The 25,801-nt window shown below is 40.9% G+C and carries 20 protein-coding genes and 1 pseudogene; 11 read left to right on the top strand and 10 right to left on the bottom strand.

Annotated features, from left to right (window positions below; genetic code table 11):
- The first annotated feature begins 24 nt into the window (after positions 1-24).
- A pseudogene (locus tag FTT84_RS07685) lies at positions 25-1,251 on the top strand (SAM-dependent methyltransferase).
- Positions 1,252-1,260: 9 nt separating this feature from the next.
- Entirely contained in the window at positions 1,261-1,686 is a 426-nt protein-coding gene (locus tag FTT84_RS07680; protein ID WP_180080716.1) for a GNAT family N-acetyltransferase, read from the top strand.
- Between the two features lie 81 nt (positions 1,687-1,767).
- Here FTT84_RS07680 and FTT84_RS07675 read toward each other — a convergent pair whose 3' ends face one another.
- The 3 genes from FTT84_RS07675 to FTT84_RS07665 all read right to left on the bottom strand — a co-directional run bounded on the left by FTT84_RS07675 (position 1,768) and on the right by FTT84_RS07665 (position 5,619).
- Positions 1,768-2,106, bottom strand: a complete 339-nt coding sequence (locus tag FTT84_RS07675) for a hypothetical protein (protein ID WP_180058046.1) — start codon at positions 2,104-2,106, stop codon at positions 1,768-1,770.
- A gap of 163 nt (positions 2,107-2,269) precedes the next feature.
- Complete coding sequence (locus tag FTT84_RS07670; RefSeq protein ID WP_180080717.1) at positions 2,270-4,402, bottom strand: 3-hydroxyacyl-CoA dehydrogenase NAD-binding domain-containing protein; 2,133 nt, start codon at positions 4,400-4,402, stop codon at positions 2,270-2,272.
- A gap of 11 nt (positions 4,403-4,413) precedes the next feature.
- Positions 4,414-5,619, bottom strand: a complete 1,206-nt coding sequence (locus tag FTT84_RS07665; protein ID WP_180058042.1) for an acetyl-CoA C-acetyltransferase — start codon at positions 5,617-5,619, stop codon at positions 4,414-4,416.
- 265 nt (positions 5,620-5,884) lie between these two features.
- Here FTT84_RS07665 and FTT84_RS07660 point away from each other — a divergent pair, with 265 nt between their 5' ends.
- The gene (locus FTT84_RS07660; protein ID WP_180058040.1) at positions 5,885-6,133 is read left to right on the top strand and encodes a hypothetical protein; all 249 of its coding nucleotides are present in this window, start codon (positions 5,885-5,887) and stop codon (positions 6,131-6,133) included.
- Positions 6,134-6,186: 53 nt separating this feature from the next.
- Here the strand turns inward: FTT84_RS07660 and FTT84_RS07655 are convergent, their stop codons facing one another.
- A complete protein-coding gene (locus FTT84_RS07655; RefSeq protein ID WP_067765044.1) occupies positions 6,187-7,197 on the bottom strand; it encodes an AraC family transcriptional regulator in 1,011 nt (336 codons plus the stop codon).
- A gap of 211 nt (positions 7,198-7,408) precedes the next feature.
- Here FTT84_RS07655 and FTT84_RS07650 point away from each other — a divergent pair, with 211 nt between their 5' ends.
- The 5 genes from FTT84_RS07650 (at position 7,409) to FTT84_RS07630 (ending at position 14,895) form a co-directional block, all read left to right on the top strand.
- A complete protein-coding gene (locus tag FTT84_RS07650) occupies positions 7,409-8,527 on the top strand; it encodes a CaiB/BaiF CoA-transferase family protein (protein ID WP_180058038.1) in 1,119 nt (372 codons plus the stop codon).
- Between the two features lie 194 nt (positions 8,528-8,721).
- Positions 8,722-9,930 carry a carbohydrate porin gene (locus tag FTT84_RS07645; protein ID WP_257222869.1) on the top strand — a complete coding sequence of 403 codons (1,209 nt, stop codon included), beginning with the start codon at positions 8,722-8,724 and terminating at the stop codon, positions 9,928-9,930.
- Positions 9,931-10,101: 171 nt separating this feature from the next.
- The gene (locus FTT84_RS07640; RefSeq protein ID WP_180058034.1) at positions 10,102-12,507 is read left to right on the top strand and encodes a glucose/quinate/shikimate family membrane-bound PQQ-dependent dehydrogenase; all 2,406 of its coding nucleotides are present in this window, start codon (positions 10,102-10,104) and stop codon (positions 12,505-12,507) included.
- 266 nt (positions 12,508-12,773) lie between these two features.
- Positions 12,774-14,417 carry a nitrite/sulfite reductase gene (locus FTT84_RS07635; protein WP_180058032.1) on the top strand — a complete coding sequence of 548 codons (1,644 nt, stop codon included), beginning with the start codon at positions 12,774-12,776 and terminating at the stop codon, positions 14,415-14,417.
- Positions 14,410-14,895 carry a DUF934 domain-containing protein gene (locus FTT84_RS07630; protein ID WP_067764923.1) on the top strand — a complete coding sequence of 162 codons (486 nt, stop codon included), beginning with the start codon at positions 14,410-14,412 and terminating at the stop codon, positions 14,893-14,895. Before FTT84_RS07635 ends, FTT84_RS07630 begins: the two co-directional genes overlap by 8 nt.
- A gap of 70 nt (positions 14,896-14,965) precedes the next feature.
- On the opposite strand, the gene FTT84_RS07625 is transcribed toward FTT84_RS07630, so the two are convergent.
- The 3 genes from FTT84_RS07625 to FTT84_RS07615 all read right to left on the bottom strand — a co-directional run bounded on the left by FTT84_RS07625 (position 14,966) and on the right by FTT84_RS07615 (position 17,412).
- On the bottom strand, positions 14,966-15,415 hold the full coding sequence (locus FTT84_RS07625) for a VOC family protein (RefSeq protein WP_180058030.1): 450 nt from the start codon (positions 15,413-15,415) through the stop codon (positions 14,966-14,968).
- Positions 15,416-15,606: 191 nt separating this feature from the next.
- Positions 15,607-16,782: a thiolase family protein gene (locus FTT84_RS07620; protein ID WP_180058028.1), complete on the bottom strand. Its 1,176-nt coding sequence runs from the start codon at positions 16,780-16,782 to the stop codon at positions 15,607-15,609.
- Positions 16,783-16,890: 108 nt separating this feature from the next.
- Positions 16,891-17,412: a GspH/FimT family protein gene (locus FTT84_RS07615; protein WP_180058026.1), complete on the bottom strand. Its 522-nt coding sequence runs from the start codon at positions 17,410-17,412 to the stop codon at positions 16,891-16,893.
- Between the two features lie 379 nt (positions 17,413-17,791).
- Here FTT84_RS07615 and omp38 point away from each other — a divergent pair, with 379 nt between their 5' ends.
- A complete protein-coding gene (omp38, locus tag FTT84_RS07610) occupies positions 17,792-18,841 on the top strand; it encodes an outer membrane protein Omp38 (protein ID WP_067764911.1) in 1,050 nt (349 codons plus the stop codon).
- A gap of 100 nt (positions 18,842-18,941) precedes the next feature.
- Entirely contained in the window at positions 18,942-19,487 is a 546-nt protein-coding gene (locus FTT84_RS07605; protein ID WP_180058024.1) for a peptidase C39, read from the top strand.
- A 62-nt stretch (positions 19,488-19,549) separates the two neighbouring features.
- Here the strand turns inward: FTT84_RS07605 and FTT84_RS07600 are convergent, their stop codons facing one another.
- From FTT84_RS07600 to FTT84_RS07590, 3 genes are all read right to left on the bottom strand, one after another.
- Positions 19,550-21,013, bottom strand: a complete 1,464-nt coding sequence (locus FTT84_RS07600; protein WP_067764905.1) for an amino acid permease — start codon at positions 21,011-21,013, stop codon at positions 19,550-19,552.
- 2 nt (positions 21,014-21,015) lie between these two features.
- Positions 21,016-22,047, bottom strand: coding sequence for a methyltransferase (locus FTT84_RS07595; RefSeq protein WP_067764902.1), 1,032 nt, complete (start codon positions 22,045-22,047; stop codon positions 21,016-21,018).
- Positions 22,048-22,112: 65 nt separating this feature from the next.
- Positions 22,113-23,483, bottom strand: coding sequence for a uracil-xanthine permease family protein (locus FTT84_RS07590; protein ID WP_180058022.1), 1,371 nt, complete (start codon positions 23,481-23,483; stop codon positions 22,113-22,115).
- A gap of 173 nt (positions 23,484-23,656) precedes the next feature.
- Here FTT84_RS07590 and typA point away from each other — a divergent pair, with 173 nt between their 5' ends.
- A complete protein-coding gene (gene typA / locus FTT84_RS07585) occupies positions 23,657-25,492 on the top strand; it encodes a translational GTPase TypA (RefSeq protein ID WP_067764897.1) in 1,836 nt (611 codons plus the stop codon).
- Positions 25,493-25,801: the final 309 nt, after the last annotated feature.

Below are 25,801 nucleotides of genomic sequence, written 5' to 3'. Positions count from 1 at the left end.
TGCAAATTTATTTAGGTTTTGATTATGTCATCTTTGGCTTCTCCTTCTACGCAAGAGCAGCAATTTCTAGCAGCCTTTCAGCAAGCCATTGAATCTCAGCGGTTTGATCGCATGATTCTCAGTCAGTATAAAGGTGAATTAGAACAATTGGAAAAAATGACCTTGCGAGTCATTTCGCTGCAAGGTGAGCCTGTTTTAAGTTGTTTATATCGTTATAAAACTCAAGATGTAACTAAAAACTATCCAATCGACCAAGCATTGTCACAGGTTGAATCGCTACTTGCATGTTGCAAACAAGCCAATTTGATGACTTTTGAAGAAGAGCTGCAACTGAAAAAGAATAAAAAGAAGGTCATGTTGACCGTCAGTAAAAGCAAGCCGAGTACAACCAATACGTAAAATGCAGATCAACAAGGGCATGATCGTGCTAAACATCGCTATGTTGATCAAGAAAGTTATTTCTTACAGCCACTTGGCATTACAGATGCAAAAGCACAGATTATTCCAAGCATGGCACGCAAGTGGAAACAGATTAATAAATTTGTGGAAATTTTTTCGGGTGCATTGAATCAAATTCAAACTCAAGACCAAGCATTGCGTGTGGTGGATTTTGGTTCAGGTAAAGGTTATCTAACTTTTGCATTGTATGACTATATGGCAAAGCATGGGCAAGTACCATTTGTTACGGGGGTGGAACTCAATCCGAAAATGGTCGAGTTTTGCCAATCGGTGGCAGCGCGTTCAGCATTTACACAGCTCGACTTTTTCCAAGGCGATGTGCGTACTTATGCACCAGAACGTCTAGATGTGATGATTGCCTTACATGCCTGCGATGTGGCAACAGATTTTGCGATTCATACAGGTATTCGTTTGAATGCTCAAATGATTATGTGCGCACCATGTTGTCATAAGGAGTTACGTCCACAACTGAAAGCTCCACAAGTACTGGCGCCGATGCTGCAATTTGGCATTCACGCAGGGCAGCAAGCAGAAATGCTTACAGATACCATTCGGGCGTTATTACTGAAAGCCTATGGTTATGAAACCAAAGTCTTTGAGTTTGTCGCATTAGAACATACCAGTAAAAATAAAATGATTTTGGCGACCAAACGCCAAGATTATCAACAGCCAGATGCAGCTGTATTAGTACAGATTCAAGCACTAAAAGAAATGTATGGCATTAAAAAGCATTCCTTGGAATTGCTATTGAATGATCAATGGGATCAACAAGATATTGGCTGTAAATGCTAAGGATATGAAATGAGCTCAATGCAAATTGAACATGGAACGTGGCAAATGTTAAAGCATGACGCTATGCCAGTTCGTGAACAGGTGTTTATTCAAGAGCAGCACATTGCAGCTAAAGATGAATGGGATGCTGAAGATGCTGTTTCAGTTCATTTTGTCGTGCGTGATGAAACCATTGTGATAGCGACAGCTCGCCTCCTAAGGAACAATAGTATTGGACGAGTTGCTGTATTAGCTACGCATCGTGGGCAAGGGGTTGGTCGTATTTTAATGCAGTACATCATTCAATATGCACAGCAAGAGCATCGCGAATTTTTAAAACTTTCTGCTCAAGTTCATGCCATCGATTTTTATGCCAATTTGGGTTTTGTGCTTGAAGGTGAAGAATATTTAGATTGTGGTATTCCACATATTGATATGCGGATGTCTCTAAACTAAGAAATCTACTTTATTTGATTAATAAAAAAAGCGCCTCTTAGTTGAAGCGCTTTTTTATATTGATCTATGAATGTTTAGATATTAGTGACCATGTGTATTGCCAGAAGTCGGCTCTGCACCCGTATCATCCATATGCGCATGTTGTTCTTCAGTCATGTGCATTTCGCTAGCAGTTGCTGTAGATGCTTCTCGTGTAACTTTATCGGCCTGTGCTTTTTGCATCGCTTCTTCAGACATAACAGGTGCATTTTTGAATGCATGCTGTTGGGTATTTTGTTTGTTTTGCTGACTTGGCATATAGTCTGGTTCATTTGAAATAGCGAGCCAGAAAATCAACATAAACAGACCACCTAAAATACAAAAGATAATCAGTGCTTTCCAGCCCCAAGGCGATTTTTCAGGAGATGAATGATCTGTCATAACAACGTACTCAATTGGATAAAGTGAATGCTTAATTGATGTTACTTTATAACATATATTTTGCGTTTCACTGAGTGAAATATATTCGAAATCGATATCAATGTGTGGTCAGGGCATTATGAACATAAAAAAGGAGCCGAAGCTCCTTTAATCGCTTAAAAAATCAAATTTTCTCGCCGCGGGCAATTTTATCTTTCAGCAGTTGTGGTGCCTTAAAGCGTTCACCATATTGTGTCTCGAGTTTTTGGGCACGCAGCAGCGCTTTTTCTAAACCGTACTGATTTAAAAATTGCAATGCGCCGCCAGTCCATGGGGCAAAGCCAATACCAAAAATTGAACCGACATTACCATCAATAGTGGATGCTAAAACGCCTTCTTCCAAGCAGCGTAAAGTATCAAGTGCTTGAACAAATAGGAAGCGATCAATCATTTCCTGTTCAGAAATATCCACCTGTTTCTGCCAGCGGTTTAAACCCTCCCATAGGTGTTTTTTGCCACCTTCAGGGTAGTCATAAAAACCAGCGCCTGCTGCTTTACCTTTGCGTCCCAATTCATGAATCATAGTTTGAATGACTTCATCTGCGCCAGAGCGTGGTAAATCTTTGCCTTCGGCTTGCAGTGCTTTACGAGTTTCAGCAGCAACATGCTCAGACAAGGTGAGAGAGACTTCATCTTGAATAGCCAAAGGACCCACCGGCATACCTGCTTTGAGGGCTGCCATTTCAATACGAGCAGGATGGACCCCTTCTGCCAACATGCGTAAGCCTTCTTGTACAAAGGTGCCGAATACACGACTGGTAAAGAAACCACGGCTGTCATTCACCACAATTGGCGTTTTGCCAATTTGCTGCACAAAGTCATAGGCTTTGGCCAAGGTTTCAGCGGACGTGTTTTTACCTTTTATGATTTCGACCAATTGCATTTTATCAACAGGACTGAAGAAATGCAGACCGATGAATTTCGTTTGATCGTGAGAGGCTTGCGCTAAACCTGAAATCGGTAGAGTTGAGGTATTCGATGCGAATATGCCGTTGTCGTTAAGATGAGTTTCAGCCTCTTGAGTGACTTTGGCTTTAAGCTCAGGGTTTTCAAAGACGGCTTCAATAATCAAGTCACAGCCTTGTAGATCTACGGCGTCGGCGGTTGAATGAATCAGCGCTAATATTTGATCGCGCTTATCTGTACTTAAACGGCCTTGCGAAACTTTTTTATCTAGCAATTTTTGGCTATAGGCTTTGCCTTTTTCAGCATTTTCAATGCTGACATCTTTGAGTACTACAGCAATCCCTTTAGATGCTGTCGCATAGGCGATACCAGCGCCCATCATACCTGCACCTAAAATCCCAACTTTGCTGGCTTGCCATTTTGCAATGTCTTTTGGTCGACTTGCACCTGATTTAATGGCGTTTAGTCCATGCCAAAAAGTACCGATCATGTTCTTAGAAATTTGACCTGTCGCCAAATAGGTGAAGTAACGGGACTCAATTGTTAATGCTGTATCGACATCGACCTGAGCACCTTCAACAGCGGCTGCCATAATTGCCTCAGGCGCAGGGTAGCAGCCTTTGGTTTTATCACGCAGCATGGCAGGAGCAATCGCTAACATTTGTGCTACAGCTGGCGTGGACGGTGTGCCACCTGGAATTTTAAAGCCTTTCACATCAAAAGGCTGCTGTGATTTTGGATTGGCCTTGACCCAAGCAGTGGCTTTGTCCAGCAGTTCTTGTTCAGACTCTGCTGTGTCATGAATCAGTCCAAGTGATTTGGCTTTTTCTACTCCAAATTGTTTGCCTTCCATCAGGAAAGGAAAGGCATTTTGCAGACCGAGTAAGCGAGTCATGCGTACCACGCCGCCGCCGCCCGGTAATAAGCCTAACGTCACTTCAGGTAAACCAAACTTACTTTTTTCATCGTTTAACGCAACACGATAATGACAGCCGAGTGCGAGTTCCCAACCACCCCCGAGTGCTGTGCCATTTAGTGCTGCTGCCACAGGAATGCCACGGGTTTCGATATAACGTAGTTTGGCTTTCATCTCTTCAATCATATTGAAGAATTCAGTCGCATGTTCAGGTGTAGCTTGAATTAGCTCGTCTAAATCACCGCCAGCAAAAAAGGTTTTTTTGGCAGAACGGAAAATAATGCCTGCAATCTCTGTATCTGCCTGAAGCTTTTCAACGGTATCGCTTAGGGCAGTACGGAAATCTGCGTTCATGGTATTGGCAGATTGATTGGGTGAGTCTAAGGTTAGAATGACGATGTTGTCGGCATTTTTTTCAAACTGAATTGCGCTCATTTTTATTCTCCTTATACCAACTCAATAATCGTTGCGATGCCCATACCACCGCCCACACAGAGTGTGGCTAAACCGCGTTTTTTACCTTGACGCTCCAATTCATCGAGCAAGGTGCCTAAAATCATCGCACCTGTTGCACCCAGCGGATGACCTAATGCAATAGCACCGCCATTCACATTGACTTTGGCAGGGTCAACTTTGAGTTCGGTAATAAAACGCATCACTACAGCTGCAAAGGCTTCATTCACTTCAAATAAATCAATATCATCAATTGTTAGGCCTGCTTTGGCTAAAGCTTTACGTGCGGCTGGTGCAGGCCCAGTCAGCATGATGGTTGGATCTGTACCTACCAGTGCTGTAGCTAAAACTTTGGCACGTGGTTTCAAACCTTGTTCTTTCACGGCTTTTTCAGACGCCAGTAGAACGACAGCAGCACCATCTACAATGCCTGATGAGTTTCCTGCATGATGTACATGATTGACTGCACCGACTTCTGGATATTTTTGCAAAGCAATCGCATCAAAGCCCATTTGCCCCATCATGGCGAAGCTAGGATTCAGCTTGCTTAAGCCTTCTGCTGTTGTGGTGGGTTTAATAAATTCATCTTTGGCTAAAATTGTGACGCCAGCTTTATCTGTGACTGGAACGACGGATTGATCAAAATAGCCATTGGCCTGTGCTGCTGCGGCTTTTTGTTGCGAATCTGCAGCAAAAGCATCGACATCCGCACGTGAATAACCGTCAATTGTTGCAATCAAATCTGCACCAATCCCTTGCGGAATAAAATCACAAGCCATGTTGGTCTCAGGATCAAGTGCCCACGGGCCGCCATCTGAACCCATCGGTACACGTGACATCGATTCAACACCACCAGCGACGATTAAATCTTCCCAGCCTGAACGGACTTTTTGTGCCGCTAAGTTGACTGCTTCTAAACCTGATGCACAAAAGCGGTTAATTTGAACGCCAGCCACATCATTGTCCCAACCTGCTGCAATCGCGGCAGTTTTAGCAATATCTGCACCTTGATCACCAATCGGGGTGACACAGCCCAAAACAATGTCATCCACTGCGGACGTGTCAAACTGGTGACGGCTTTGTAATTCGTTGAGTAACCCTGTCAATAAGCTGATCGGTTTCACTTGATGCAGTGAACCGTCTTTTTTCCCTTTGCCGCGCGGTGTGCGAATGGCGTCAATGATGTAAGCCTCGCTCATAATCCTGTCCCTATATGCATTTAAATTTTTATTGGTTTTTTGAGTGTACGGATTAATTACAAGAGTGCAATGACAAGAACGGATCAGATCATTTGAGCTTTTTGGTCAACTATTTTTAAGAGAATCAAGCAAAATGGAATCGATACAATGTGTTTTTTATTAGAATGATTTAGCTTCCAAATCGACCAATGCGCTTATAAACATGTTGTAATCATTTGGAACACATATCGCAAATAAAGAAATCATGCAAAATTGCGCGAAAAAAATGTTGAAAGTAGCAGCTTGGATTGTGCTGACCGTGTGTTTGGGTTTTGTCATCATGATCAGTTTTTATATCTATATGATTTACGGTATTCACCCATCAGATGAAGGAACGGGCGGGTTAGCTTGTGAATATGATCGAAACTTTCAAGTCACCAAAGCAGAGATGCATCGGATTCAGAATGGAAAACGAGTGATTACCTCAGTGGATCCAGTGCTTTGTCAAAGAGAACGCGCGGATTTTTCCCAATAAAAAAACCTGATCGAAATCAGGTTTTACATTTTATATTTTAAATTAACAGCAGCTTAGTGATAGCCGTGCAGTTGGCGGTATAGGCCTGGTGTCACACCTGTCCATTTTTTAAATGCACGGTGGAATGTACTGGTTTCACTAAAGCCAACTTGTTGCGCGACATCTTCAAGTGTTAAATCTGGATTTAACAACAAGTGAATTGCAGCATCACGACGTAGGGCATCTTTCACGCCTTGATAGCTCTTACCTTCGGCAGCCAAGCGGCGGCGTAAGGTTTGTGGAGATAAATACAGCATAGATGCCACATCGTTAAGCGTTGGCATTTCTTCACCAATTTGGCTCTTCAACACGTCACGGATACGTGAAGTTAAAGAATTGGTATTTTTAAACTTAACAAGTAACTGAGCTGGCGCTGCTTTTAAGAACTCTTCCAAAGTTTCTTCGTTTTGACGAATTGGCAGGTCGAGATAATCAGCAGCAAAGGTAATTTCGGTACGCGGTGCATCAAATTGCATTACGGGTGCAAAGAATAGCGCATCGTATTCATCTGCATGTTCAGGGCGAGCATAACCAAAATGAACACGTTCTAAAGGTAGACGACGTTCAATTAACCATGATGCTAAACCATGCCAAATCATGAGCATACTTTCAGTAATAAAATGATCTGGGTCCATGGTTTTTGGAATTTGTGGTACTAGACGTGCTTCATGCTTATCACGTTCTAAAGTTACAGACCATTCATCGCCAAACAATTTATAGAACTGTGATGAAAGTTCAAGCGCGTCACCAAGGGTCTTCGCATGAATGATCAATTGGCACATGATGGCAAAAGTGCCTAAACGACGTGGTTGAATATCAAAACCAACGTGTTCGTCCTGAGTCACCATCCACAACATTTTAATAAAACGTGTGTATTGTTCTGGAGAAATACGTGCTTTGGGTTGGCGTAGAAGTTCGGCTTCAATACCAACATGAGACAATAAAGTTTCGACATCCATGCCGAGACGTTTTACACCTGTTAAGGCTGCATTGACGAAATGGATACTGATCGTATCACGACTCATGTTTAATCCTTCAGTCTCTTTAATGTTCACTAATGCTTGACCTAAATGACGCTAAAAAATGAAATCATGGCAATTTACAACAGCGGTTTTGCCATTTTTACATGGTAAATTGCCGAAACTATCAAGGTAAATGGCTGAACATGACATTGTTTTAATCTTTTTATATTTCTAACATGAATGAAAAATCAACACAAATAGAGTAAAAACTCCAATGGAAGCAGCTTTAAAAGGATTGAAAGTTCTCGATTTTTCTACACTTTTGCCAGGGCCTTTTGCCACCATGTATCTGGCGGACATGGGCGCAGATGTTGTGCATATTGAATCACCGACGCGTCCAGACCTTATTCGAATGATGCCACCTTATGCCAATGGACAGGCGACTTCGCATAGTTATCTCAATCGCAACAAGCAATCCATCGCACTCGATTTAAAACTTTCTGAAAATGTAGAACTGATTAAATCAAAAATTTCTGATTACGACATTGTCTTAGAACAATTCCGTCCCGGTGTGATGCAGCGTTTAGGACTGGGTTATGACACTTTAAGTGAGATCAATCCGCGACTGATTTATTGTTCCATTACAGGTTATGGTCAAAGTGGCCCATATAAAGATAAGGCCGGACACGATATAAATTATCTCGCATTATCTGGTATATCAGGACACAGTGGGCGTATTGACGGTGGACCGCCAGCTTTAGGCGTGCAAATTGCGGATGTGGCGGGTGGTTCATTACATGCTGTCATTGCTATTCTTGCGGCAGTTTATGAACGTGCACGCAGCGGGCAGGGGCAATTTATCGATATTTCCATGACTGATTGTGTAGTCAGTCTCAATAATATGGCAGCTTCAGGTGTTTTGGCCGCAAGTGTTGCCGCTGCGCCAGAGCAATCTTATTTAAATGGTGGCAGTTTTTATGATTATTACCAAACAAAAGATGCACGTTATCTATCCATTGGTAGTTTAGAGCCACAATTTACTTCGGGTTTGGCACAGCTTTTAGAACTTCCAATATTGCTTGAAAAAGGCGCTTCATTTGATGCAGATGATCGTAAACAAGTCAAAATGGCAATTCAGGAAAAAATCATCCAACAGGATTTACATCATTGGCTAAGCTTATTTGAAAATACAGATGTCTGTGTTGAACCGGTACTTCATTTAGATGAAGCATTAGATTCAGCGTTGGCATTGCAACGGGATTGGACGGTCGATGTTCCTTTGGATACAAATTCGGCACAGACAGAACGTCAATTAGCTTGTCCAATAAAGTTTTCTCGCTCACAAAATCGTTATTTGCATGTGGGGCAAAAAATAGGCGAAGGAAAATGGTAAAAAATACAGAATGTTTTTAATAACTTGGCTATTTTTACCAAGAGGTAAATTAAATCAAAATAAAAAAGTTAAACAAAGCTACAAAAAATAGGTGTAATATATACAAAATATCTATAAATAAGTAGGTCTGCTATATGTGCTTCTCTCCCAAATTTACCGTAGTTGCAGCCGCCCTAACTTCAATCGTATCAAGTATGACTTTTGCTGCTGGAAACTCAGCCTTTAGTGCTGAAAGCCAATGGATGCTTGGTGATTGGAATGGAAAAAGAACTGAATTGCAAAATAAAGGTTATGATTTTAATTTTGGCTACGGTGGTGAATTAGCCACTTTGCTCGATTCAAAATATGCCTCAAGTCATGGCACTGAATATGCAGATCAATTTGTTATAGGTGCTCACTTAGACTTAGAAGAGATAGCAGGCTGGAAGGATACCGAAGCGCAAATTAACATTACAGAGCGTAATGGTCGATCTCTCTCTCAAACCTCTGGTGCTTTAAATGGCCAATCTACAGGTGTTGAAAATGGACATTTAAGCTCAGCACAAGAGGTATGGGGTCGCGGTCAAACTTGGCGTTTAACAGACTTTTGGATCAAGAAAAAATTCTTAGACCAAAAATTAGATATTAAAGTCGGTCGTTTTGGTGAAGGTGAGGATTTCAACAGTTTCGATTGTGATTTTCAGAACTTAGCTCTATGTGGCTCACAAGTAGGTAACTGGGTGGGCGACCAATGGTACAACTGGCCAGTTTCACAATGGGCGGCTCGTGTTAAATACAACCTAAACCCAGAAGTTTATGTACAAACAGGTGTGTATGAATACAACCCTGAAAACTTAAAACGCAGTAAAGGTTTTAATCTGAGTACTGATGGTTCTAAAGGTGCGATTATACCTGCTGAAGTGGTATGGACACCCAAAGTAGGCGAACAAAAATTACCAGGTGAATACCGTGCTGGTTATTACTACATCACTGCTGACGCAGATGTAGTTGCTAACACAAACAAAGAAAAAGATCATCATCAAGGTGGCTGGGTCGTTGCGAAACAACAATTAACTGCACATCAAGAAGACACATCACGTGGCTTAACTGGGTTTATCAATGCCACCGTGCACGATACTAAAACCAATAATGTAAGCGATATGCAAAATATTGGCTTGGTCTACAAAGGCGCATTCGATGCGCGTCCCAAAGATGAAATCGCAGTAGGTCTTGCCCGTATTAGCATCAATGATGACCTCAATGATGGTCGTAGTGAAGAATACGATGCCGAAATTTATTACGGCATCCATGCAACAAACTGGTTAACCATTCGTCCAAATGTGCAATATGTTCGTCATGTTGGTGCATATAAAAATGGTGAAAATGCTTGGGTGGGCGGTCTGAAGTTCCAAACAGCATTTTAATTTTTGCGTAAAAAAAGTTTTTATAAAAGCAATTCAATCTAGTGCATTAGGATAAAAAAATACTCTATATCGAATTGTTTTTTTAACAGCTTCTTTTTGCGACAGATCAAGGTGATGCGTATGAGCTTATTTATACGCATTGTAAAACATTCGATAATAGAGGTGGTCAACATGAGTAATCCATCTACTGGAACAGGAATGCGAACATTTACCGTCGTTGTGATGGCAATATTCGGTCTTGTTCTTCTTTTTGGTGGTATCTGGCTGGCAGTCCTTGGTGGGTCTTGGTACTACATCATTGCTGGTCTGTTGATGTTTGCATCAGCTGTATTCTTAAGAAAAAATCAAAGCTCTTCCCTATATATTTATGCCATATTGATGATTGGTACGATCATTTGGGGACTTTGGGAAGTCGGTTCAGACTTCTGGGCACTTGCACCACGTTTTGATATTTTAGGTTTACTGGGCCTTTGGTTGTTAATTCCAGCAGTCACTCGTGGCATGTTGGACAGTAAAACCAGCAAAATTGCTTTATCAAGTACTTTAGCTATTGCCATTGTGGTGATGATTTATTCTATTTTTAATGATCCACAAGAAATACATGGTGAAATTAAAAATACTCAGCCTCAAGCTGCTGCGGCAATTGAGGGGGTTGCTCCTGAAGATTGGCCTGCCTATGGTCGTACTCAGGGTGGGGTACGTTATTCACCATTGACTCAAATCAATAGCGACAACGTGAAAGATTTGGAAGTTGCCTGGACTTTCCGTACTGGTGAAATGCCAACAGAAAATGACTCAGGTGAAACTACCAATCAGGTGACGCCAATTAAAGTTGGCAACAACATGTTTATGTGTACAACACATCAACGTTTAATTGCGCTTGATCCTGCGACAGGCAAAGAAAAATGGGTATTTGATCCTAAGCTTAAAGCGGATAATACCTATCAACATTTAACTTGTCGTGGCGTATCTTATTTTGATGCAGCGAACACGACTCAATTTGCAAAAAGTTTAGTCAACAAACGTTCAAGCTCAACAGAATGTCCACGTAAAGTGATCTTACCAGTGAACGATGGTCGTTTGGTTGCGGTGAATGCAGATACAGGTAAAGCATGTACTGACTTTGGTCATAATGGTCAGGTCGATCTACAAAAAGATATGCCTTATCCGTATCCAGGTGGTTATATTCCAACTTCACCTCCAGTTGTAACTGGCACAACCATTGTGATTGGCGGTTCAACTACAGATAACTTCTCGACTAAAGAACCATCAGGTGTTATTCGTGGTTACGATGTCAACACAGGTGAATTGTTGTGGATTTTTGATACTGGTGCGCAAGATCCAAATGCCATGCCGGGCGAAGGTCAAAAATTCTCTGTAGCCTCTCCGAATGCATGGGCACCTTTGGCTTATGACGAAAAACTCGATATTGTTTATGTACCAACAGGGGTAGGCACACCAGATATTTATGGTGGTCATCGGACTGAACTTGATGAGCGTTATGCGAACTCAATGTTGGCATTAAATGCATCGACAGGTAAATTGATTTGGAACTTCCAAACAACCCATCATGATTTGTGGGATATGGACGTACCATCGCAACCTTCATTGGCGGATATCAAAGATAAATCAGGAAATACAGTACCTGCGATTTATGTCTTGACTAAAACTGGTAACGCGTTCGTACTCGACCGTCGTACAGGTAAAGCAATTGTTCCAATCACTGAGAAACCTGTGCCACAAACTGTGAAACGTGGTCCACAAACCAAAGGTGAGCGCTACTCAGCAACTCAACCCTTCTCAGATTTTGATTTAGCACCAAAAGATAAGTTGACGGATAAACAAATGTGGGGCGCAACCATGTTTGACCAGTTGATGTGTCGTGTTTACTTCAAATCATTGAACTATGATGGCATTTACACTCCACCTTCAGAAAACGGTACTTTAGTATTCCCAGGTAACTTGGGTGTATTTGAATGGGGGGGGATGTCGGTCAACCAAGACCGTCAAGTGGCTGTGATGAACCCAATTGGCTTGCCATTTGTGACTAAGTTGATTCCTACAGATCCGAACCGCGCGCAAACAGCGAAAGGTGCAGGTACTGAACAAGGCGTTCAACCGATGTATGGTGTACCTTATGGTGTAGAAATTAAAGCCTTCTTGTCACCACTTGGTCTACCTTGTAAACAACCATCTTGGGGCTTTACTGCAGGTGTTGATTTAAATACCCATGAAGTTGTTTGGAAAAAACGTATCGGGACGATTCGCGACAGTCTTCCAAATTTATTCCAACTTCCAGCAGTAAAAATTGGTGTTCCTGGTCTTGGTGGTTCAATTTCGACTGCGGGTAATGTGATGTTTGTTGGTGGTACGCAAGATAACTATATGCGCGCAATCAATGTAACCAATGGCGATACTTTGTGGGAAGGGCGTTTACCTGCAGGTGGTCAAGCGACACCTATGACTTATGAAGTGAATGGTAAGCAATATGTTGTGATTATGGCCGGTGGACATGGTTCATTTGGTACTAAAATGGGTGACTATTTAGTGGCCTATGCTTTACCAGATAAAAAATAATTGGCTTTAAAAAACCAAGAAAAAGAAAGTCCGATTCGTCGGGCTTTTTTTTATGTAACTGTATATGAGTAAATGTGCTAAGCAATGATAAAAATAATCAATATAGAGCAATAGATGAAATGAGTGTCTGCAATCCGCTATATCAGTGAAATTACGATTGTCTTATCAATAAAATCGCTATTAAATATGTAAAAAACGCATTTTCTTGATAGATCAAATCTCGTTATGCTGTGCACCGTTATAATAGAAATTACTAGCTGTACGCCATGTATTTATATACTGATTTTGACCAGCAACTGGTTAATGAACGTGTTGCACAGTTCCGTGATCAAACGGAACGTTATTTAGCAGGCAAATTGACGGAAGATGAGTACCGTCCACTGCGTCTTCAAAATGGCCTTTATGTACAACGTTATGCGCCAATGCTGCGTGTTGCTGTGCCTTATGGTCTAATGAACTCAAAACAATTACGTAAAATTGCACAACTTGCTCAAGACTACGACCGTGGTTATGCGCACGTTTCAACACGTCAAAACATTCAGTTCAACTGGCCTGCACTAGAAAACGTACCTGACATGTTGCAAGAGCTTGCATCTGTTCAAATGCATGCGATTCAAACCTCAGGGAACTGTATTCGAAATACCACGACTGACCAATATGCAGGTGTGGTTGCAGGTGAAATTGCTGACCCACGCCCAACGTGTGAATTGATTCGTCAATGGTCAACATTCCATCCTGAATTTGCATTCTTGCCTCGTAAGTTCAAAATTGCAGTGTCTGCACTTGAAGAAACTGACCGTGCTGCAACATCTTTCCATGATATCGGTGTGTATATCGTGAAAAATGAAGCAGGTGAGATCGGCTACAAAATTAAAGTCGGTGGTGGTTTAGGCCGCACACCTGTCATTGGTAGCTTTATTCGTGATTTCTTGCCACGTGAAGACCTTATTGCATACCTAGAAGCCGTTCTTCGTGTCTATAACTTGCATGGTCGTCGTGACAATAAATATAAAGCGCGTATCAAAATTTTAGTGAAAGCACTGACACCAGCTGTATTTGCTGAAAAAGTTGAAGCTGAATTTGCACACACCATCAAGACTTTAAAAGTTGATGCAGACACCTTGAAAAAAATGGATGAGAACTTCACACCATTTGATTATCAAGACTATGCAGATGAAGACTTTGGTGAACAATTTGCAGCTGAGCCAAAATTCAAACAATGGTTCAATATCAACACCAATGCGCATAAAGTTAAAGGCTATCGTATTGTGACCATTTCACTGAAACGTGCGGGTATTGCACCGGGTGATATGACTGTTGAAGAAATGAATTTGATTGCAGATCTTGCTGATAAATATACTTTTGGTGAGTTCCGTACGACGCATGAACAAAATATTGCACTTGTTGATGTACCGCAAAAAGATTTATTCGAATTGTGGAAAATCCTTGATCAACACAATTTGGCACGTGCACACATTGGCTTCTTAACAGACATTATTTGCTGCCCAGGTGGTGATTTCTGTTCATTGGCAAATGCGAAATCAATTCCAATTTCTGAAGCGATTTCACGTCGTTTTGACGATCTCGATACCATTTATAACCTTGGCAAAATCGACTTGAATATTTCAGGTTGTATGAATGCTTGTGGTCACCACCATGTAGGTAACATTGGTATTTTAGGTGTAGATAAAAAAGGCGCTGAATTCTACCAAATTACCTTAGGTGGTAATGCGGATCATGATGCTTCAATTGGCGATATTCTTGGCCCATCATTTGCGGCTGACGTTGTACCAGATATTATTGATGAAATTTTAAATACTTATCTTGATCTTCGTACTGAAGGTGAAGAGTTTATTGATACTTACCGCCGTGTTGGTATTCAACCATTTAAGGAGCGTGCATATGCTTAATACCGCACTTCAAGTCCTCACTAAAGATGGCTCTGTTACTAATAATACCTATCAAGTGATTGGTGAAGATGGTGTGTTGCCACAAGGTGATGTAGTCTTAACCGTTGAGCAATTAGATCAATTGGCGAATATTAGCGGTAAAAAAGGTTTATTCGTTACAGTTGATGCATCTCCTGAAGATCATCAATTTCCATTAGATCAGCTAGATACAATTTTCATCGATTTTGCAGGCTTTAATGATGGTCGTGGCTATTCATTTGCTGCATTGTTACGTCGCCAAGGTTTCCAAGGTGAACTTCGTGCAACAGGTGATGTCTTTAAAGATGTGTTGAATTACATGAAACGTTCAGGTTTTGATAGTTTTGTGGTTAAAGAAGGCAAGGATATTACTGAAGCTGCTGCAGGTTTAGGTGATTTTACGAATCCTTACCAAGCTTCAACTGCGGTGCCGCAAGCGCATTATCAAACAGGTGCTTAAGTGCCGTGATTGATTGAAAAAGCCTCCGTTCGGAGGCTTTTTTATTGATCGAAATACTTTTAATGAGTGATTATTCGTTTTCAAGCTGGCAATTGACCATCCATTTAATACCGAACTGATCGGTAAATGCGCCATAGAGTGCACCCCAAAAGGTCTTTTCGAGAGGCATTTCTATAGAGCCACCTTTGGACAATGCATCAAACAATCGTTTGGCTTCAGCTTGTTCACTGCTTTCTAAATTAATCGAAATATAATGATTGCTACCTACTGTAAAGGGTTGGTTGGTTTGTGCACAAAATTGTTCGTTGACATCTGAGGCCATCAGCACGGTAAATTCATTGATTGGCAGGGAAATATGCATAATCTTTTGCTGATCTGCATCGGATAGTGAAATGCCTTCCTCGGCAGGCATATCACCATAACGCATCATATTGAGGAATTCTCCACAAAATACAGAACGATAAAAATTAAAGGCTGCCTCGGTATTGCCTTGAAAATTCAAGTAGTGATTTAGCTGCATAGTAAATATCCATTTTTTGTTATGTATAACTTTAAATATTAGGATGCTTTGCTTAACTTTAAATGATGCAACAATTAAAAAATGTAAGTAAAAAAATCCCTCAAAAGAGGGATTTAAAATTCTATAGGAAGGGGAGTAAAAGCCCCTCTCTCTAGCTCTCTCCCCGAGGGAGGGAGAATTAAAACAGTAAATTAAAGCAGTTCAATCGCCACAGCAGTTGCTTCGCCACCACCAATGCATAGGGCTGCAATACCACGTTTGCCACCTGTGCGTTTCAGTGCATGAATCAAAGTCAAAATGATACGTGAACCGGTAGAGCCGACAGGATGGCCTAGTGCACAAGCACCGCCATGAATATTGACTTTTTCTGGGTCTAATTTGAATTCATCTATCGGACACATGGTTACCATGGCAAAAGCTTCATTGATTTCCCACAGGTCAACATCCGCAACAGACCAACCAGTTTGATTTAAAACTTTTTGAATGGCACCAACAGGCGCAATGGTAAATTCTGATGGATGCTGTGAGTTTGAGGCATAAGCCACGATTTTAGCTAAAGGACTTAAACCTTTGCTTGCTGCTTGTTCTGCCGAAGTAAGCACCAACGCAGAAGCCCCATCAGAAATTGAACTGGCATTAGCCGCGGTAATGGTGCCATCTTTGGCAAACGCGGGACGTAATGTTGGGATTTTTTCTAAATTAGCGTTAAAAGGTTGTTCATCTTTATCAATGACCACATCGCCTTTACGAGTTGAAACTGTAACAGGTACGATTTCATCGGCAAAGTAACCTTCATTGATTGCAGTTTGCGCACGTTTCAGTGAACGGATCGCAAAGTCATCCATTTGTTCACGGGTATAACCTTTTGTATTTGCCATGTCTTGAGCAAATGAACCCATTAGGCGGCCTGTTTCAGCATCTTCTAATCCATCAAGGAACATGTGATCTTTAACGTCACCATGGCCCATGCGATAACCTGAACGTGCTTTAGTGAGGACATAAGGTGCATTACTCATAGATTCCATACCACCAGCAACTACGAAATTTGCAGAACCGGCTTTAATCATATCTGCTGCTTGCATTACGGCCTTCATACCTGAACCGCATAGCTTATTAATCGTAACTGCGCCTGTACTATCCGGTAGTCCAGCTTGTCGCATAGCTTGGCGTGCAGGACCTTGCTTCAATCCAGCAGGTAGAACACAGCCCATAATCACTTCTTCAATATCATTTGCTTGTAAACCAGAGCGAGCTACAGCTTCTTTGATTGTTACAGCACCAAGTTCAGGTGCGGTTACAGATGCTAGGCTGCCTTGGAAACCACCCATTGCAGTACGTGCACCATTTACAATTACGATTTCTGTCATTTTTATGCTTCCATTGTTCTGTTTAAAATTTCAAAATCCAAAGCAGTATAGGCAAAATTAGCTTTGAATAAAGTGAAATTCAAAGATGTTCGTAGACGCATCGGTTCTCTAGCATGTCGATGGATTTTCGATTCGTATGTGTGCCATCTTGCTCATAATGATTCTTTGATGTGGAAGATCAGATTTAGAACAATAATAAAAGCTCCCATTAGAACCAATGGGTAAACCGGATAAAGCTTGAAAGGTTAAACTTGGAGTGCTGAGCGTTCCGCGCCAATTTAAATCACCATATTTTAGGTTGAGTGCTTCTTGGTATAAAATTTTTTCATTCGAATCAACTTGTCGATTCTTATTTTGATCGATAAAAATTAAAAAGCCTGTATTCCAATGACTGGATTGACATTGTTTTAGATCAGGCGTTGGGCATATCACAATGTTTGCATGGTATAGAGATGCATGGTTACGTGCATAATGGCTTGAGCTGATAATTGTTGCTTTAACTTTCTTGATTTCTCGTTCTGCCATCATTTTATGGAAGTGAGGCAATGCAATTGTTGTAATGATGGCGATAATGAGAATGGTAATAATGATCTCAAATAGTGTAAAACCATTTTTTATTATATAAAACATTTATTTAATCCTAATTTTAATATTATTTTTCTTTGTCTAGTGTTATAAATATGCTTTGATCGTTTTATGAATTTTGAGTATAGAATTTTATTACTCAATTTTTGATAAAGCTGTTAAAATAAAAATAGCAAGTGACAATAGGCGATTCGCTGCTCAGAATTGAGTGAAAATTTACCGAATTACAACGGAAATTGTAAGTAATTTTGTCAATAATTTACTTGATTAGATTAATCAAGCACTTGGAAAAAGAATAAAGTGTTTGTATGATTCAGCGTGAATAGCTTAAAAAAAAAACTGGGGTATAAGAAAGCCTATCTCAGGATAGCCAATTTTTCGGCTTGAGCTTGAACAACAATTGTTATCTCTGGAGGATAAATCCATGAAAATGAGTCGTATTGCATTAGCAATGCTCGTAGCTGCTCCTTTAGCAGCTGCAAACGCAGGCGTAACTGTTACTCCATTAATGCTTGGTTACACTTTCCAAGATTCTCAACACAACAACAGCCGCGGTAACTTAACTGAAAGTCCTGAGCTACAAGACGACTTGTTTGTTGGTGCAGCACTTGGTGTTGAATTAACTCCATGGTTAGGTTTCGAAGCTGAATACAACCAAGTTAAAGGCGATGTGGATACTGATTGGGGTGAGTACAAACAAACTCAAATCAATGGTAACTTCTATGCTACTTCTGATTTGATCACTAAAAACTACGACAGCAAAGTTAAGCCATATGTATTGTTAGGTGCTGGTCACTACAAATACAAATTTGACGACGTAAATGCTCGTGGTGCTGGTACTGACCGTGGTACTACTGAAGAAGGTACTTTGGGTAATGCTGGTCTAGGTGCTTTCTGGCGCTTAAACGATGCTTTATCTCTACGTACTGAAGCTCGTGCTACTTACAACATTGACGAAGATTTCTGGAACTATACAGCTTTAGCTGGTCTTAACGTAGTTCTTGGTGGTCACCTTAAACCAGCTGCTCCTGTAGTTGAAGTTGCTCCTGTAGCTCCTGTAGCTCCTGTAGCTCCAGCTCCACAAGAGTTGACTGAAGACCTTAACATGGAACTTCGTGTGTTCTTTGATACAAACAAATCAAACATCAAAGATCAATACAAACCTGAAATCGCTAAAGTTGCTGAAAAGTTAGTTGAATACCCTAACGCTACAGCAAACATCGAAGGTCACACAGATAACACTGGTCCACGTGCTCTAAACGAACGTTTATCACTTGCTCGTGCTAACTCTGTTAAATCTTCACTTGTTAACGAATACAACGTAGATCCAGCTCGTCTTTCTACTCAAGGCTTTGCATGGGATCAACCAATCGCTGACAACAACACTAAAGAAGGCCGTGCTATGAACCGTCGTGTATTCGCGACTATTTCTGGTAGCCGTACTGTAGTGGCTCAACCTGGTCAAGCTCAATAATTTGAGTTTTACTTAGGTAAAGAAAAGCGGCTCTGATGAGCCGCTTTTTTTATGCTTAAATATAAGTAAAATGTAATATTCAGTAAAATTGAGTGTATTCATGAGCATTGATATCCCAGAAGATTTACAAAATTTAGAAGCCAATGGTGGTATTTATGCAATTTGGATGATCTTTCATCACTATGGTGTTGATCTTGATATTACGGATTTAGTCCAATTGTGTAGATATAATAATCAAGATGGTACCTTTGGAATTGCACTTGCTGTTGGCCTTAAAAAACTTGGACTTGATGTGGATTTTTTTACAGAACATGATCCTGAACAGCATCAAACTGAAATTGAATGTTATCTTGAAGCAAATGAATTAAATATTCCTGTAAATGGTGTCTTGGGCTATCAAGAAATCCAGCAGCATGTTGAAGCTGGACGCTTTGTTATTGTGTATTACGATACTTTAGAGGGGGTGGGGAATCATTCGCTCATTTATTCTATGGATGAGCATGAGATTTGTTTTTTTGATAGTTTTGATGCAATGTCTGCAGGTCTGTTTCAGCAGCAACGCGAACAGCCTGGTATATGTCAGCAAGTAATCGTCATTGATGATCGAAATTTTGTAATGAGAGCTGAAGAATTTACAGACGTGTAAATTTATAAAAATATTAAATTTCTAGGATAAAAAAAGCAGCTCGAAAGCTGCTTTTTAAATATTTAGTCTTGATCAACATTCATGGGTTTAACATCCATTTCTTGATACGCAACTAATTTGGTTTTATTTTTCCATTTATATCCAAGCCAGATCGCAAGGAACAATGGAAGGCTGATATAGGTAGATAAAACTCCCATCCAGTCACCAGATTGAACCGCTTGATAGTTTTGACCTAGGACAACAATGGCACATAAAATGAATGCAAACCAAGGTGCGAAAGGGAAGAACTTGGCTTTGTATGCGAGGTCTTCAAGTTTATAACCTTGTGCTAAATAGCCTTTACGGAAGCGGTAATGTGAAATTGCAATACCTAACCAAACGATAAAGCCACACATACCAGACATGTTGAGCAACCAGTTAAATACTTCTTGCTCACCTAAGAATGTGGTTAAGAAGCATAGCGCTGCAATAGCAGTTGTCGCATACAGTGCATTCATTGGTACGCCACGGGGGTCAAGGCGTGCAAACCATTTTGGTGCGCTACCTTTACGTGCCATATCAAACAGCATACGTGTAGAAGAATACATGCCAGAGTTACCAGCTGATAGAATTGCAGTGAGAATCACGGCATTCATTAAGCTGGCAGCAAATGCAAAACCTGCTTTTTCATAAAGGAGCGTAAAAGGTGAAAGGGTAATGTTGTCTGTCGCTGCAGCTTGTAATAGACGTGGATCATCGTAGGCAATGAGCGTACCAATGATGAAAATACACACTACATAGAACAATAAAATACGCCAGAAGATTTGTTTAATCGCAACAGGAATCGTTTTCTTAGGATCTTTAGATTCACCAGCAGCAACACCAACCATCTCTGTCCCTTGGAAAGAGAATCCTGCAATCATCGCCACACCAATCAATGCTTGGAGACCACCTACAAATGGTGCTTCACCTTTGGTCCAGTTTGCAAATGCAGGGACATCAGAAGTAAGCATGATCTTACCAATCATGAATAAACCAATGATGATGAATGCAATAATCGCAACGACTTTAACCAATGAGAATAAAAACTCACTTTCACCAAAGCCTTTTACGGTTAAAGCGTTAATGGCAAAAATAATTGCTAAGAATATCGCACTCCAGTAGAAACCTGGAATGTCTGGAAACCAAAATTTCATAATGAATTGGACTGCAACCAATTCAAATGCAACGGTAATGGCCCAGTTATACCAATAGTTCCAACCCAATGCGAAGCCAAAGCCACCTTCGACATACTTTGTACCATAGGTAAAAAATGCACCAGAAGTAGGGTTATGTGTCGCCAACTCACCTAAACTGGTCATCAAGAAGTAAATCATGATACCAATTAAGCAATATGCGAGTAGGGCGCCGCCTGGGCCAGCGTTGGCAATGGTCGCACCCGATGCAAGGAATAAACCTGTACCGATTGAGCCACCAATTGCAATCATATTGAGATGGCGAGCGCCCAGCTTACGTTTAAGCTGGGTCGGTTGTTGTGTTTCGCTCATCATTATTCCTTAATATTTTTTTGCGTGCTCGCAAACAAAACTTTAAAACCTTGTTGGTCTGCTTTAATTGTGCATTGACCGAAATTTTGCTCAATTAATGTTGGGTAATTGAGGAATCGGTTAGCAACGATCCACAGTTCACCCCCAGACTTTAAGTGTCTGCGCGAGGTCTTGCAGAGATTTTCGCTGGCATTGTAGTCTGTTTGAATCCCTTGATGAAAGGGGGGATTGCTGACAATGGCATGTAAAAATAGTGGAGCATCCTGAATGCCTGTGACTGCTTTAATCTCAAGTTGTTCAGGTTCAAGCTGATTTTGCTCAAACGTCATTTGTGTAGAGGTTAATGCAAAAGCATCGACATCCATCGCAAAAATACGATTTTTAGGATTGAGTTTGGCTAAATACGCACTAATCACCCCAGCGCCACAGCCAAAGTCGGCAATTTTACCTGATGTCACTTTAGACAAATAAGGTAATAAAGTTGCTGTACCGACATCAAGTCGATTCTGACTAAAGACACCTGGCAATGCGCAAATGGTTAATTCGCCATTTGGCGTATCAACGGTATATTGTTGTACCCATTCGCTTAATGGTTTAGGAGTAATGGTCTTTTCTAAATGGGTTTGCCACATTTGACAGTGACGTGCACTGTCAATTTTTAAAGTTTTGCCATAAGGTTGCATTTGCTTAGCGGCACGTTCTACGCCACCTTTTTTCTCCCCGACTAGAAAAATAGATGAGCCAGCACTCAAATGACTTGCAACATTGTGTAAAAGGTAATTGAGTAATTCTTTTGATTTCGGTACAAAAATAACAGCTTGATCAAATTCACCCTCGGGAAATTCGACACCAAAATGTACTTTTGATTGTTGTGATTGAAAATATTGGTAGTCATTAAAATTCCAACACCAGATTGAAGCGGTGATGTCATCAGTGAATTGACTCAATAAGTCATCTGTCGGTGCATTAATAAAGAGCACCCGACCTTTCAATAAATCGATTTGTCGCATGACGACTTCGCTTGTTAGATCCATTGATCTCTCCATCACAAAAAACACTGCCCAGGCAAATGCCTAGGCAGTGTTAAAGACAAATGAACTTATTTCTTCACTTCTGGAAGAACAATATTCAAAATAAGGGCAGCAATACCACCAGTTGCAACGCCTGAACTGAAGATATTACGGAACAATTCAGGAAGGTGTTCAAGAATTTGTGGTACTTGTGCAACACCTAGACCTAGTGCCAATGAAATAGCGATGATCAGTAGGGCACGACGATCTAGATGAACACCTGACAAAATATTGATGCCAGATGCTGCTACAGCACCAAACATCACCATAACTGCGCCACCTAAAACGGCTTGCGGAACAGCTTGAATAACCCCAGCAACAGCGGGTAATAAACCTAAGATGATCAGTAAGGCTGCAATCCAAATACCCACATAACGGCTAGCTACACCTGTTAACTGAATTACCCCATTATTTTGTGCAAATACAGAGCTTGGGAACGTGTTAAAGATACCAGCAAGGAATGAATTTGCACCATTGACCAATACACCACCTTTAATACGCTTCATCCATTCAGGGCCATCTACTGCTTGGTTTGAAAGCTTAGAAGTGGCAGTAATATCACCAATTGCCTCTAAAGAGGTTACTAGGTAGATAAATGCCATTGGAATGAAAAGGCTCCAAGAAAAGCTTAAGCCAAAGTGCATAGGTGTTGGGACTTGAATAAGCGGCGCATCTTTTAAACCATCGAAGTTCAAATGACCCATAAAGCCTGCAAGGATATAACCCACGACTAAGGCAATTAAGATGGCAGAACTTTTCACCCATGTAATACGTACACGATTCAGTAAGATAATAAGTGCCAAAACTGTACATGACATGATGAGATTGTCTGCATTGGCAAAGGTTTTATCCCCCATGGCTTGATAACCACCACCCATGCTGATCAGGCCTTCTTTAATTAAGGTAAGACCAATCAATAACACGACAATACCGGTGACTAAAGGTGTGATGAGTTTTTTTACCCAAGGTAAAATACGTGAAACACCCATTTCAATGAACGAACCAGCAATCACTACACCAAAAATTGATGCCATCACGGCTTCAACAGGTGTCCCTGCTGCAACCATTGCCGAGCCAATACCAATAATAGGTCCAATAAAGTTGAAACTTGTGCCCTGTACAATGAGAAGACCTGCACCAAAAGGGCCCACTTTTTTACATTGCAAGAACGTTGCAATCCCTGAGATCACCAATGACATCGAAAGAATCATATTGGTGTCTTCTTTGGACACGCCAAGTGCTAAACAGATCAGCAAACCAGGTGTCACAATTGGGACAATAATGGCCAATAGATGTTGGAATGCTGCTAAAAACGCGATAAGTGGTTTAGGTCGATCATTAAGTCCATAGACTAAATCAAGTTGATCTTTGGGGTTGGGAGATTGATTGATATCAGACATGCGGCACTGAAAATTAAGGCTAGGTGGCGCCATTCTAATCTGTTTACACAGCTTTACAAAACCTAAAGCGTGTCAGTCGTCAAAAAAATTGTCATTGTCAATAAACTGTCACTACTAAAATCTATATTTTTTCTGTATAATTTGCCCTCAAACTTTAGGCGTATCGAATTAACATGTCAGATATTAAAACTCTCCGTAACATTGCCATCATCGCGCACGTCGACCATGGTAAAACAACTCTAGTTGACAAACTTTTACAACAATCAGGTGCTCTTGGCGATCGCGCAGGCGAGATCGAACGTGTAATGGATTCGGGCGCTATTGAAAGCGAACGTGGTATTACCATTCTTGCAAAAAACACTGCAATTAAATGGACTGATGCTCGTACAAATACTGAATACCGTATCAACATCGTGGACACCCCGGGACACGCCGACTTCGGTGGTGAAGTTGAACGTGTAATGTCGATGGTTGACTGTGTACTACTTCTTGTTGACTCTCAAGAAGGTCCAATGCCACAAACTCGTTTCGTAACGCAAAAAGCGTTCGCACGTGGTTTGAAACCAATCGTAATTATCAACAAAGTGGATAAGCCAAGTGCACGTCCAGACTGGGTAATTGACCAAGTATTCGATTTATTCGACAACCTTGGTGGTACTGACGAACAGTTAGACTTCCCAGTTGTATATGCTTCAGGTCTTCGTGGTGTGGCTGGTCCATCTCCAGAAGAACTAGCTGAAGACATGACGCCATTGTTCCAAACAATCGTAGACATTGTTGAACCACCAGCGGTAGACGTTGATGGTCCATTCCAAATGCAAGTGTCTTCACTTGACTATAACAGTTTCGTTGGTGTTATCGGTGTTGGTCGTATTCAACGTGGTTCAGTGAAATTAAACACGCCTGTAACTGTAATCGACAAAGACGGTAAAACACGTAACGGCCGTATCTTAAAAATCATGGGTTACCATGGTTTAGAACGTATCGACGTAGAATCAGCTTCTGCTGGTGATATCGTTTGTGTAACAGGTATTGATGAACTTCATATCTCTGACACAATCTGTGATCCAAAAGCAGTTGAAGCTCTTCCAGCGCTTTCTGTAGACGAACCTACAGTGTCTATGACTTTCCAAGTAAATAACTCACCGTTTGCTGGTAAAGAAGGTAAATTCGTAACTTCACGTAATATTCGTGAACGTCTTGACCGCGAATTGATTCACAACGTAGCACTACGTGTTGAAGATACTGACAGTCCAGATCGTTTCAAAGTATCTGGTCGTGGTGAACTTCACCTTTCAGTACTTATTGAAAACATGCGTCGTGAAGGTTTCGAAATGGGCGTATCTCGTCCACAAGTAATCTTGAAAGAAGTTGATGGTGAAAAACAAGAACCTTACGAAAACGTAACGTTTGACGTTGAAGAACAGCACCAAGGTTCTGTAATGGAACAAATGGGTCACCGTAAAGGTGAAATGACAAATATGGAAGTTGACGGTAAAGGCCGTATCCGTATTGAAGCGACTGTTCCTTCACGTGGCTTGATTGGTTTCCGTTCTGAATTCTTAACAATGACTTCAGGTACAGGCATCATGACATCAAGCTTCTCGCACTACGGTCCTATGAAACAAGGTACTGTTGCGAAACGTCAAAACGGTGTATTGATTTCTATGGTTCAAGGTACTTGCTTGGGCTATGCATTGTTTACACTTCAAGACCGTGGTCGTCTATTTGCTAAACCACAGTTAGAAGTTTATGAAGGTATGATCGTAGGTATTAACTCACGTTCAGACGACATGACTGTAAACCCAACTAAAGCGAAACAGTTAACAAACGTACGTGCTTCTGGTACTGATGATGCATTAACACTTGTTCCTAACATTGAGTTCACGCTTGAACAAGCACTTGAATTCATTGAAGATGACGAGTTAGTTGAAGTAACACCTAAGTCAATCCGTATTCGTAAACGTTGGTTGACTGAAAACGAACGTAAACGTAACCGTAACGGTTAATTTTATCGTTCTGAAAAAAACCGCTGACTTAGGTTAGCGGTTTTTTTATGCATGGATGTTTTGAATAAAAAAGAAAAACTTGAATGAGTTTATTCATTTAATCTGACATGCATAATATTGATAAATCCTTTTGGTGGTGTTTCAAAAAGTATGCTGATTATATTTTAACCACAATTGATATCTGGTGGTGTTTCAAAAAGTATGCTGAAAAAAAGCAGGTTGAATTTTGATAAAATAGAGAAATGCAAATAACTCTAGAAATCAAATGTCCAACCTGCCTCAGTGACAGTATAAAGAAAAATGGCATCA

The organism is Acinetobacter sp. YH01019, assembly GCF_013420285.1.
Taxonomy (GTDB): domain Bacteria; phylum Pseudomonadota; class Gammaproteobacteria; order Pseudomonadales; family Moraxellaceae; genus Acinetobacter; species Acinetobacter gandensis.
Note: the sequence above shows the minus strand (reverse complement) of the source record. Positions and strands in the feature narration are given on the sequence as shown.